The organism is Pantoea sp. SGAir0180, assembly GCF_043546245.1.
On sequence record NZ_CP028071.1, the window covers coordinates 3,856,616 to 3,868,757 of the forward strand.

The window sequence follows — 12,142 nt, forward strand, 5'->3', positions numbered from 1 at the left end:
GCAAGTGACGGCGCTTATTTTCTGCGCCAGTAATAAATCCGTCCCAGCCACAGCAGCAGGTGATACCACTGCTTAATACCACGTGCATTGCGCAACATACGTTTGTGCGTCCCGGTGGCAAACACATCTGCAATCATTGCCTGACGCGCAGCCTCATCGGGCTCACGTCGAATACTGTGACAAACGCTCAGGGCTTCGTGCGTTACCTGATAATGGAACGTCGGGTATATGTTAACTTTATCGCGGTAGCGCGTATTAATCTCTTCCAGCATTCTGGCAATTTTCAGGTAATGGCGCTGATACTCGACATTGGCCTGTCCGGTGCGCTTGCGGTTACTGATTGAAGCGTCATGAACGTAATAGCGGTAAAGAGGTTTGTCCGTATAGCGGACGCGCTTCACGTTCAGCATAAATTCTGTGGTCCATGGAATGTCCTGATGATGCAGGCCTGGTTCGAATAAGAGTTTTGCCTGTTCAATGAGCGCCCGACGGTAGATACCCATCCATACAACATGCTTATAGCGCCGGGTTTTCAGCGCCATATTAAGCCATTCAGGCCCATTCAGCACGGGGGTACTGGTAAGACGATTTTCCGGTATCAAAGATTTAGTACAACCATCTGCTTTAGAAAACCATTCGGCATTGCATTGTGCAGCATCAAGATTATCCGCTTCTGCCATGTTTACCAGCGTCAGGTACATATCGGGTTTCATCGTATCATCGGCGTCCGGAAAGGTGACATATTTACCGCGAGCAATAGCCAGACCAGCATTGCGCGCGCGCGAAACGCCGCCATTCGATTGATGAATCACAGTGATACAGGGATGCTTTTTTGCCCAGTCATCTGCCCGCTCGCCAGAACCGTCTGTGGAGCCGTCATCAACGATGATGATTTCAATAGACGTCAGCGTCTGTGCCAGCAGTGACTGGATAAAGGTTTCAAACATTGCGCCAGCGTTAAACATTGGCGTGATAACAGAGAGTAGGGGCGGATTTATCGACACGGCATCAAGTAGTTAGGTTCAGGTTAAGTATAAAGAATGGATTATTACGTATACATTCAGAACTTTTTTTACATTAAAGGTCAAAGTATCGCGTAGCGTAAATTTATTTTTTTACAAGTGCATTCCAAAAAAATACTAATTTTGTTAATTATTTCTAAACCAGGTAAAACATGAAGAATATTCTCGTTATCAGACGCGATAATATTGGCGACATGGTGTGTACTACTCCGTTGCTGCAAGGCATCAAAACCGCTTTCCCTGACGTAAAACTTACCCTTTTAGTTAACAATGTTGCCAGAGATGTCGTAATCAACAATCCCCATGTTGACGCGCTCCATGTTTATAAAAAATCTAAGCATCGCCTCAGGCATGAAAGTGCAATGAGCGTTTACTGGCAGCGGCTTAAAATTTTTATAACGCTACGCCGAACGCACTTCGATGCCGTTGTTCTGGCTAATCCGATGCCTTGTAGGTATAGCTTACGTCTGGCGAGACTGGCGGGCGCAAAAAACATTATTGGTGTAGAAACCCTGGCGCGTGATGATGTTAAAAATGCGTTGATCTCTCGCGGCGATCATCAGGTGGAACACACCTTCAGTTACCTTTCAGCGCTGACCTCGGTTCATTTGCCCGTTCCGGATGTCCAGGTTTATCTGACCGAAAATGAGAAAGCGATAGCCACTCAACGCGTCTCTGCGCTCTTTCCTGATAGTTCATGTCTTTGTGGTATACACATCAGTAGTCGAAGCCCTAAGCGCCGCTGGCCAATCGAAAGTTACGCGCGCTTTATTAGTAAACTGTTACTCAGAAAAGAGGCTCAGGTACTTCTTTTCTGGTCACCGCAGGGAACACTGGGTCCCGATGATCCAGGTGACGATGCTCGTGTGACTGCTCTCTTATCTCAATTTTCCGCCGATCGCGTTGCTGCTTATCCTACTGCATCGATACGCGAACTTATGGCCGGCTTTCATTGCTGTAAACAGATCATGTGTAGTGATGGTGGGCAGATGCATATTGCGGCAGCTTTACATAAAAAACAGGTCGTGTTTTTTGGTGATACCAACGCGACGCATTGGCACCCCTGGTCGGGTGAATATGAAATTTTACAGACGACTTCGGGCGAGTGCATGGATATCAGCGTTGACCAGGCCTGGCTGGCCTGGCAGCGGCTTGAGTCCAGATAACTAAACAGTGCTGGAAAGCGGTTCTAAGGACATTAAGATTTAAACCCTTCGGGGTTACTTAATTGCCAACGCCATGCATCGCGTACCATATCGTCAAGGTTGCGCTTCGCCTGCCAGCCAAGCTGTTGTTTCGCCAGCGAGGGATCTGACCAGCATTCACCAATATCACCGTCGCGTCGTGGTACTATCTCGTGTGGTACAGGTCGACCAATAACATTTTCAAAGGCGTGCAGCATATCCTTAACGGAATAGCCGACACCAGTGCCGAGATTGTATATTCTGACGCCACGATGACGGTTAATCGCTTCAAGCGCTTTGAGATGGCCCTCAGCAACATCCATGACGTGAATGTAGTCCCGGATACCCGTACCGTCTTTAGTGGGATAGTCACTGCCGTAGATCAACAATTTTTCCAGCTTACCAACGGCGACCTGAGTAAGATAAGGCACGAGATTCGCCGGAACACCATTGGGATTCTCGCCAATCATCCCGGATGGATGTGCCCCCACAGGATTGAAATAACGCAGAATGATGACAGAAAAATCGGGACAGGCTCGCGAATAATCCTGCAATATCTGTTCAATCATTAACTTAGTGGTGCCATAGGGATTAGTTGTCCCACCGATCCGAGCATCTTCACGCAGAGGCGTACATTCTGGCTGCCCATAGACGGTTGCAGAGGAGCTAAAGAGTAATTTATCGACGCCCGCCCGACGCATTTCCGCCAGCAAGACCATCGTACTTTTCAAATTATTGTCATAGTATTCTAATGGCTTGCACACTGATTCGCCGACAGATTTTAACGCAGCAAAATGAATGACCGAAGAGATAGCATGACGGGAAAAAATAGCCCTCACCTGCTCACCATCTCGAACATCGGCCTGATAAAAAGCGACTGATTTACCACTCAACATTTCTACGCGTTTGATCGCTTCTGAAGACGCATTACAAAGATTGTCTATGACGACAACTTCGTGACCTTCCTCCAAAAGAGTTAGCACAGTATGTGAACCGATATAACCGGCGCCGCCGGTAACCAGGATAGCCATATCGTTCCTTGTTATTTCGAGCCGCTATCTTTTTCGGCCATCAGGCTGAGATAACGTTCTATGATGAGATTGATGTCGAATTTAGCATACATTGCAGGTGTAATGTCAGGCGGTGACTGCCAGCCATGGCGAATCTTCGTGGCCAGTGAAGGCGCATCCAGTGTTGACTGATAGTCTGCCAGTTCGTCCACCATAATTTCTTTCACACCACCAGGACAGGCGGTGCTGACTATCGGTGTGCCACAAACCAGTGATTCGATTAATACTGTAGGTAAGCCCTCACTGTCAGAGCTCAGCACAAACAAACGCGCATCCTTTAACACTGGCAAGGGATTGCCGATAAAACCACCCATTATCACCTTATCCTGAAGGTTAAGTCTGACGATAAGTGCATTAAGTTGTTCAGTAACCGTTTTTTCTCCCTGACCAAGGATAATGAGTTTGGAGGGAATGTCAGCCATGGCAAATGCTTCAAGAAGACGATCCTGGCGCTTAACCTGATGAAGACGGCCTATGTGCAGGATATAGTTTTCATCGGCAAAGGGATTATGTTCATTTGAACGCTGCCTGATTTTATCAAAATCAAAAGGATTATAAATGGTCAACTTTTTGGCAGGCTGAACGCCCACATTATCGACAATGTCTTCGCCGACCGCGTCGGAAACCGTGACAATATTGCGCTGGTAATAAGTCTGTTGAATTTTGTATTTTTTCAGACGGCGTGAAAACCCATTTTTATTGCCAAGGTATGAGCGGGAAAAAATACCGTGTATACAGTGCCAGACATTACATTCTTTTAAAAGGCGCGACCTAACTACGATACGATCGGTCTTATGCAAGCTCGAAATTACTAAAGCCGGTAACCCTTTTTCAGCAAAGATCGGCTGAAGTTTTTCGTCGAGTTGGCGTGCCCGGCGTGAGAGTTCCGTCAATTTGCGAAACGGACCTGTGCCAGTGTCCTGACAAACCTGGTAATCCACATTGTCAGGAATGGTGTAGTCCAGCCTCTTACTAAGCGACATCAGTGTGACTTGATAACCGCGATGTGCTATGCCCTCTGCCAGGGTCAAGGTAACGTTTTCAGCGCCACCACCCGGTAAGCCATCAATGATAAAAAGGATATGCCTGGTCATGATAATGCCTGCCCGAGTCGTAAAAATGTCGTTAAAATTTTAATCCAGTAGCTATGTCATTGCTATCATTGATTTTTTTATAAATCACGATGACTAAATGAATTTGCGCAGATGAGGTCTGGTGCGTAACATAGTTATTCATTTTTTTGGGATTAGAGCCATTATGTCAAGACCTGCATTTCTCATCACTATCGATACGGAAGGCGATAATCTCTGGGAGAATCATGACAGCATTACTACAAGAAACGTGGTTTTCCTGCCGCGATTTCAATCGTTGTGCGAGAAATATGGCTTTAAACCCACCTGGTTGACGAATTATGAAATGGCAGTTGATCCGGCCTACGTGGAATTTGCAAAGGACGTGATTGCGCGTTGCCAGGGTGAAGTTGGGATGCATCTCCATGCGTGGAACAGTCCCCCTTTGTATGATCTCACGGGCGATGACTGGCGACATAAACCTTACCTTATTGAATACCCTCACACGGTCATCAGACAGAAAATTGAATACATGACTCAACTTCTGGAGGACACCTTTCAGACAAAGATGCTCAGTCATCGCGCAGGTCGGTGGGCATTTAATGAATATTATGCCAGTTTATTAATTGAACACGGTTATAAGATTGATTGCTCAGTGACGCCTCGCGTGGACTGGCGGCGGTCAATGGGAAACCCTGCAGGCAAAGGCGGCAGTAACTATACAGATTTTCCCCGTCGCGCTTATTTTATCGACACTGATGACATTGCAAAGCGTGGCCAATCTACGCTGCTCGAAGTACCTATGAGCATCCAGTATAAATACTCGCCTTTAATTAATCATATCAAACTTGGCGTGAAACGGCTTCGCGGTAAGCATCCAACCCCCTCTGTTAACTGGTTAAGGCCAGTTGGAGGCAATCTGGAACAGATGAAAAAAGTCGTCAATCAGTCTGTTGCCGAAGGTGCAGATTATGTGGAGTTCATGCTTCACTCTTCAGAGTTTATGCCCGGTGGTAGCCCAACATTTAAAAATGAAAAAGATATCGAACAACTTTACGCAGATTTAGAACAATTATTTAGCTGGTTACAGCCTCTGACGACAGGTATGACGTTGGCGAATTATTATGCAAAGTTTAAAGGTGAATAATGCGTAAGCGCTGGAAGTTTGAATTAATAAATCTTTATTTACGTATAGTTACTCGACGTAACGGTATGGTCGACTCCAGAGCTGAATTTTTATCTGATAATCAGCAAAACGACTTCAAACATATTGTCATTTATTCTACAACAGCGCTGGGGGATTTCATGCTGAATACACCAGCGATCCATGCCTTACGCCAGCGGTTTCCTGATGCCTGGATAACACTTGTTGCACATCCAAAATTTGCTGACTTTTTGGCGGAAGGAGACGACTGGAATGATGTGGTCTTCTGGAACAGCAAAGTTAAACAGTTGCCAACTCTTGTAAAAGCGCTTCAGAAAAAGGGGCGTCCAGAACTTGCTGTCATTCTACATTCACATGCGCCATATGATTATACGAGCGCTATTTTAGCCGGTGCAAAATATATCTTTCGTGATAATTACCTGGACGGTGCTTCTCTTATCGATCGCTGGTTGACGAATTACACGGTTGGCTATAAAGGCCATCTCATACAGCGGAAGCTGGAGCTTATCGCACCGCTTGGATGTGATACCTCCGCCGTTGAAATGAGATTGCCTCATCCGCCGCAGGAACGTACAACCAGGCCTGACAGAAAAAAACTGGGTTTCCAGCTAGGCGCTTCTTCTCCTGAACGCTGCTGGCCTATTGACTATTTTTCTGCAGTAGCTGAACACGCTCTCACCAGTAATGAAGCACTGGATATTGTGTTAATAGGCGGGCCGGGGGAGATCATATTGGGCCAGCAGTTTCTGGCGCAGCTCAATACACAATTTCACCATCGCGTTATTAATACCATTGGTAAAACATCTCTGCCACAGCTTGTTGAAACTATTAATCAGTTTGATGCTTTACTTACCGGAGATACAGGGCCTTTTCACGTCGCAATCGCACTCAAAGTGCCCACGCTCAGTTTATTTGCAACAGCGCAACCTGTATTTAGTGGACCTTATCAAGACCTGAGCATTCATCGTGCCATCCTTGGCGTCAGATCTGCCTTAAAAGCCGAGACATTAGGTAACGGTGCAATGAAAGCGATTTCTGTAGAGCAGGTTATAAATACCTTCGAAAAGCATTTCGATATTTTTAAGCCTTTATGACACAGCATTGGCCGCAGTAAACCGTAGGGAATAATGTTATGAAGGTGATTCATCTTATTAATCTGGATAAAATGGGCGGCGCGGAAAAGGTTTTTTTGCAATTTATTAGCGAAAGCAGCTGTCAAAATAAAATATTTTGCATAAGCCGTCACGTCGATCCCAGCATCAAGGCTGCGTTGGGTGGTCATCAGATTCATTATGTAAACCAGATAGTGCGGTTTGCAAAGACAAAACTTCCTCCTTTCCTCAGGCCAGTTTTCCTGAAAAGGCGTATTGAAAGGGAGGGCGCGGATGTCGTGGTTGTCTGGGATCTGGTGCCTCGCTTACCGGGGAAGCCGCGTAATGTTAAGATGGTTTATTATGATCATGGTTCGTCATGGGTATTTAGTCATAATCAGCGTACACGTGCGTTTATCAATCTAATTGATGCAGCTATCGCGCCCAGCGAAGCATCGAAATCGATGATGCAAAAGCGGCTGGCAATAAATGTACCTGTAAAAACTATTCCTAACACTTTACCTGCCGTAAAAATTGATTTGGGCGTCAAAGCAGCACCGTCAAAGGATGCGTTAGTTTTGGGGACTGCATCCAGACTGGCCGGTGTAAAAGGGATTGCTATATCAATACTGACGACAGCAGAGTTAGTTAATCGTGGTATTAAGGTCCATCTTTTTATTGCTGGAAAAGGGCCAGAAGAAATGCATTTAAAGGCCTTGGTTAAAGAGAAAGGCCTTGAAAAACAAGTATCTTTTCTTGGCTATCAGGAAAATCTAAGCGAGTTTTATAATTCCATTCACTTTTATATGAGTCTGTCTGTTGCAGAAAGCTTTGGCTTGTCCTGTCTTGATGCGCAGTTACATAATGTCCCCTGTATCTATTCTGTTGTTGATGGACAACCAGAAGTAAATATACATGGCGTTACAGGAATAGGGATTTATCCGACGCTCAGTATCGAAGACTATATTGTTCAGACAGGCTATCCTGCCGACGTGGAACGACAGTATGTATATAATCCGGTAACGAAGGAAATTACTGCACCGAGGGTTGTCTCGTACCTTGAATGTGCAGATGAAATTGAAAGAATCCTGCAGGATGGAAGCTACCAACGGTTTATCCAGGGAATCAGGAAAAAAAATGCGAACCTGCCTGCGAAAAACGCTATGATTAAAAATGTCGATGATTTTTTAACCCAGGTAAAAACGAAATGACAATAAAGTTTAGAGTGCCTGCCATTGTTCTCGCACTAAGTTGTGTCTCATTTTCGACTGCATTAAATGCATCAACACTCTGTCGGAATGCGCTTTTTCTGGCATTTATATTGTCATTGATTGATCTTTTTAGAAAAAGACAGGGTCTTAAAAGAGATAAGTTCTTTATTTTTTCACTGTCAAGTATTCTTCTTGCATCAGGCATGGTTTTTCATGCTAAATTTTTTCCTTCAACTACCAATTTTTCGGTTGATGAAAACTATTATTTTGTCGCATTGCGTATATTAATGGCGAGTTTCATCGTTTATTATCTTACGCAACTGAAACAAAGTATGACGAAAAATGAGATAAATTTTTCTAAGCTACTGGTTTTGATTGGTTTTTTATATGTTTCCGTGCAGGCTGTGCTTATCCATCACCAACATCCTGATGCGCGACTTGAGATCAAAACGGTTGCAACAACTGTAGCCTATGTTTACGCTGTTCAGGTATTTGCTGCTCTCTATATTGCTTCGACTTATAGAAATAGATTTTCCTTTATTTTGACTGCGTTGATAACCCTTTCTGGTTTCTATGTTTTACTGCTTACTGAAACACGTTCAGTAATCTTAACCTATCCAATAATTATTTTCTTATACCTTATTCAGGCAAAATTAATAAATTTAAAAACAATATTTTTTATGTTTGTGACAGTGGCAGCGGTAGCAATTGTTAATTATAAACCTTTTTATAATGCCTTTGAGCGCATCGTTTCGACATCTGGAGAAATAAAAGACTATAAAAATAATAATGGGAACACCTCATTGGGTGCAAGGTTCAGCCTTTGGAAAGCAGGCATATATGCTTTTAAATTAAATCCGCTAGGTCAAAGTGCAGATCAGCGTTATATTGAAATTAAAAGTTATATTGATGAGTATGAATATAAAAACCCTGAAGCATTACGTGCGATAGACTTCCATATGCATAATGATTTTATAGATAGTCTCAGCTTGAGAGGCATATGGGGAGCACTGCTTTTAGCTTTTTTCTTCTCGTCATTAGCCTTTATCTTTCTTAAGAATAATGAGAGCCATGCTGGCGTTATTTTGCTTTTAATGCCTAACGCTATCTATGGCCTGACTGATACTCTATTTATCGATTTACGTTGCGCAACCGTGCTTATGCTGGGCGTGCCTGTCTATTTGCTAATAAAAAGACAGGCTTAGGAGTTAAAATGAGCAGATTGATTCTGCTCATTTTATTTTTTGATTAACGGAGTAAGCGCGTCTGACACCATCTGTGCGGTAATATTGTCAAGGTTATTATCCGTAGATTTAAGTACAAATTGGTTTTTGCCATACCCACCAATGAGTCCCGGATCCGTCGGACCATAAAGAGTGATGTTAGGGCGATTCAGCGCTGCAGTAAGATGGCTTAAACCAGTGTCGACTGAGATTACCGCTCTTGCGCCTGCCAGCTCATAAGCGACATTTTCCAGCGTTAGTTTAGGCAATACCTCTACATGCTCTAAACCTTCAGCCAGCCGGATCGCACGCTGATGCTCATGCTCAGCGCCCCAGGGCAGTTTTACGCGCAAACCTGTCGGCTGGAGCCGTTCAATTAACTCGCGCCAGTGGGATTCTGGCCAGTGCTTGTTATCACGAGTCGTGGCATGCAGGAAGACCAGATAAGCGTTTTCACCCTGTAATGCCACATTGGGGAAATGGCCAGCAATAGCATAGTCTCCCTGCGTTTGCGGCTTCTCATAACCCAGGCTTTTCGCGAACAGTTCCCGGGTCCTCTCCACTGCGTGTTGCTTCTTACTGACCTCGTGCTTTTTGTCGTACCACCAACTGGCAAAGGGTTCACGCGCACTGCGGCTGTCCAGACCGTGCTTGACACCTTTAGCCAGACGCGTCACGAGTGCGGCACTCTTAATCAGCCCCTGAGCATCAATCACCACATCATAGTGGCGAGACTGTAAATCGCGTTTAAATCGAACACGTTCTTCACGCTGTTCGCTGCCGAACCAGTGCTTACGCCAGCGACGGATTGCAACGGGCAGAACCTTATCAACGGCGGGATGCCATGCAGGAATCTGGGCAAAATTTTCTTCTACCACCCAATCAAAACGAATACCGGGAAGAGCATGCATAGCATCAGTCAGGGCAGGTAACGTATGGAGCACATCCCCCATTGACGAGGTTTTAACAATCAGGACGTGCATGAACTCTCCTGGGCTTCACGCAACAAACTGCGTAATGTTTCATGGACTTGTGAAGGCTGGATGTCAATCAGGCTTTGATGGTAGCCCTGCTCAGCATCCCCTTTACGGACGCGATGGTAACCGCGGATTAAACGGATGATACGCGCCTGATCCGACAGCGGCGGGGTGAAGTCCGGGCTACTGGGACCATATAAAGCCACCAGTGGGCGGTTCAACGCGGCGGCAATATGCATAAGACCAGAGTCATTGCTCACTACCGCCCGGCACTGGGCCAGCAGAATGACAGCCTGTTCCAGCTGGGTTTGACCTGCCAGATTGCGGCAATGCTCACGACCTGTCTCGGGCAGCGACGCGATGATTTCTTCGCCAGTGGGGCCATCTTTTACTGAACCGAACAGCAGGATCTGAAACCCTTCGCGAATTAACTGTTCTGCCAGTGCGGCGTAGTGAAAATGCGGCCAGCGTTTTGCCGGACCAAATTCGGCCCCGGGGCAAAAGCCAATAGCCGGGCGCTCAGAGGAAAGTTGAAACTGCGCAGCCATTACGCTTTTTTCCGCTTCGCTGACCTGTAACTGCGGTTTCAGCAAGGGTTGTGGCAGTTGACGGGCTGAACGGAAAGGCGTGTCATAGGCCAGCGCAACATAACGCTCTACCATTAAAGGAAACGCGGCCTTATCCAGTACCCGCACATCATTCAACAGACCATAGCGCATTTCTCCGCGCCAGCCGACGCGGCGAGGAATACCCGCAAAAAAGGGCACCAATGCCGATTTGAATGAGTTGGGCAATACGTAAGCGCGATCATAACCCTGATCGCGCAGTGATTTACCCAAACGGCGGCGCTCGCCTATCGCCAGCGCACCATGGCCGAGTGGCATGGCCAGCGCCTGATTCACTTCAGGCATTCGGGAAAGTAAAGGACGGCACCATTCAGGTGCCATCACATCAATCACCGCATCAGGATGTTCGGCCTTGAGCGTACGATAGAGACTTTGCGACATCATCATATCGCCGACCCACGACGGGCCGATCACCAGAATTTTCATTACCGGTATCCGTTCCTTAGACGTTGCGGTTTAACCAGGCCATATATTCAGACACGCCCTGTGCCACTGTTTTAAAAGGCTTGTCGTAGCCTGCCTCACGCAGTTTCGTCAGATCAGCCTGGGTATAAGCCTGATAACGGCCTTTCAGTTTTTCCGGGAAAGGAATGTATTCAATTTCACCTTTCTGATGGAAATTAAGCACGGCGTCCGCAACTTCCTGGAACGATTCGGCGCGGCCTGTGCCGCAGTTATAAATCCCGGAAATGCCGTTCTCCCAGCACCACAGATTGACTGACACAACATCATCAACATGAATAAAATCGCGTTTAAAGCTGTCGCTGCCCTCGAACAGTTTTGGATTTTCGTCATTACTGATCTGCGTATTCAGATGGAAGGCAACGCTCGCCATACTGCCTTTATGGCCTTCGCGCGGTCCGTAAACGTTGAAGTAACGGAAACCACAGACTGGCGACGTTGCTTCTGGCAGAATCTGGCGTACATAGTGGTCAAACAGCATTTTTGAGTAGCCGTAAACGTTTAGCGGCTGCTCGTACTGACGCTCTTCGATGAAATTCTCATTGCGTCCACCATAGGTGGCTGCCGAAGAGGCATACAGAAAGGGGATTTCACGCTCAAGGCAAAAGTGCAGCAGGTCTTTTGAGTACTGATAGTTATTATCCATCATGTACTTACCATCCCACTCCGTTGTGGCTGAGCAGGCACCTTCATGGAACACCGCTTCAATCGGACCCAGATCTTCACCCGACATGATGTAGGTTAAGAACTCTTCTTTATCCATGTAATCTGTGATGTCCAGATCGGCAAGATTCACGAACTTGGTGCCATCTTTCAGATTATCTACGACCAGAATATCTGTATGGCCACGATCGTTCAGCGTCTTAACGATATTGCTGCCGATCATACCTGCGCCACCGGTTACGATAATCATATTGCTACCTTTAACGTTTTGTGGTGAAACGGGACGTCTCACGCGTAATGTCACCATCATAACATTTCATCCCGCCACAGACAGCCAGATGACTCCGTAAGGTCAGGGCCCAAAATGCCTGTGACGTG

The 12,142-nt window shown here is 46.1% G+C and carries 11 protein-coding genes; 5 read left to right on the forward strand and 6 right to left on the reverse strand.

The genetic code is table 11. From position 1 onward, the window contains the following. Positions 1-14: 14 nt before the first annotated feature. The gene (locus tag C1N58_RS18060) at positions 15-1,004 is read right to left on the reverse strand and encodes a glycosyltransferase (protein WP_394564389.1); all 990 of its coding nucleotides are present in this window, start codon (positions 1,002-1,004) and stop codon (positions 15-17) included. Positions 1,005-1,174: 170 nt separating this feature from the next. Between C1N58_RS18060 and C1N58_RS18065 the strand changes: the two genes are divergently transcribed. Then, a complete protein-coding gene (locus tag C1N58_RS18065) occupies positions 1,175-2,188 on the forward strand; it encodes a glycosyltransferase family 9 protein (RefSeq protein ID WP_394550174.1) in 1,014 nt (337 codons plus the stop codon). A 32-nt stretch (positions 2,189-2,220) separates the two neighbouring features. On the opposite strand, the gene galE is transcribed toward C1N58_RS18065, so the two are convergent. Further along, entirely contained in the window at positions 2,221-3,237 is a 1,017-nt protein-coding gene (gene galE, locus C1N58_RS18070; protein ID WP_039342475.1) for a UDP-glucose 4-epimerase GalE, read from the reverse strand. A gap of 11 nt (positions 3,238-3,248) precedes the next feature. After that, entirely contained in the window at positions 3,249-4,370 is a 1,122-nt protein-coding gene (locus C1N58_RS18075; RefSeq protein WP_394550175.1) for a glycosyltransferase, read from the reverse strand. A 163-nt stretch (positions 4,371-4,533) separates the two neighbouring features. Here C1N58_RS18075 and C1N58_RS18080 point away from each other — a divergent pair, with 163 nt between their 5' ends. The 4 genes from C1N58_RS18080 to C1N58_RS18095 are packed head-to-tail and all read left to right on the forward strand — an operon-like array spanning position 4,534 to position 9,018. Further along, entirely contained in the window at positions 4,534-5,493 is a 960-nt protein-coding gene (locus tag C1N58_RS18080; RefSeq protein ID WP_394550761.1) for a polysaccharide deacetylase family protein, read from the forward strand. Beyond that, complete coding sequence (locus C1N58_RS18085; protein WP_394550176.1) at positions 5,493-6,605, forward strand: glycosyltransferase family 9 protein; 1,113 nt, start codon at positions 5,493-5,495, stop codon at positions 6,603-6,605. Before C1N58_RS18080 ends, C1N58_RS18085 begins: the two co-directional genes overlap by 1 nt. Positions 6,606-6,643: 38 nt before the next feature. Beyond that, positions 6,644-7,813: a glycosyltransferase gene (locus C1N58_RS18090; RefSeq protein ID WP_394564390.1), complete on the forward strand. Its 1,170-nt coding sequence runs from the start codon at positions 6,644-6,646 to the stop codon at positions 7,811-7,813. Further along, positions 7,810-9,018 (forward strand): O-antigen ligase family protein, encoded by a 1,209-nt coding sequence (locus C1N58_RS18095; RefSeq protein ID WP_394550178.1) that lies wholly within the window; start codon positions 7,810-7,812, stop codon positions 9,016-9,018. The genes C1N58_RS18090 and C1N58_RS18095 overlap by 4 nt, the downstream gene beginning before the upstream one ends. A gap of 32 nt (positions 9,019-9,050) precedes the next feature. On the opposite strand, the gene rfaC is transcribed toward C1N58_RS18095, so the two are convergent. From rfaC to rfaD, 3 genes are read right to left on the reverse strand one after another with little or no spacing between them, the layout of a single operon-like run. Beyond that, positions 9,051-10,019, reverse strand: coding sequence for a lipopolysaccharide heptosyltransferase RfaC (gene rfaC, locus C1N58_RS18100; protein WP_394550179.1), 969 nt, complete (start codon positions 10,017-10,019; stop codon positions 9,051-9,053). After that, on the reverse strand, positions 10,007-11,065 hold the full coding sequence (rfaF, locus tag C1N58_RS18105) for an ADP-heptose--LPS heptosyltransferase RfaF (RefSeq protein ID WP_394564391.1): 1,059 nt from the start codon (positions 11,063-11,065) through the stop codon (positions 10,007-10,009). The genes rfaC and rfaF overlap by 13 nt, the downstream gene beginning before the upstream one ends. Positions 11,066-11,081: 16 nt before the next feature. Further along, positions 11,082-12,014 carry an ADP-glyceromanno-heptose 6-epimerase gene (gene rfaD, locus C1N58_RS18110; protein WP_033738074.1) on the reverse strand — a complete coding sequence of 311 codons (933 nt, stop codon included), beginning with the start codon at positions 12,012-12,014 and terminating at the stop codon, positions 11,082-11,084. Between the last annotated feature and the right edge of the window lie 128 nt (positions 12,015-12,142).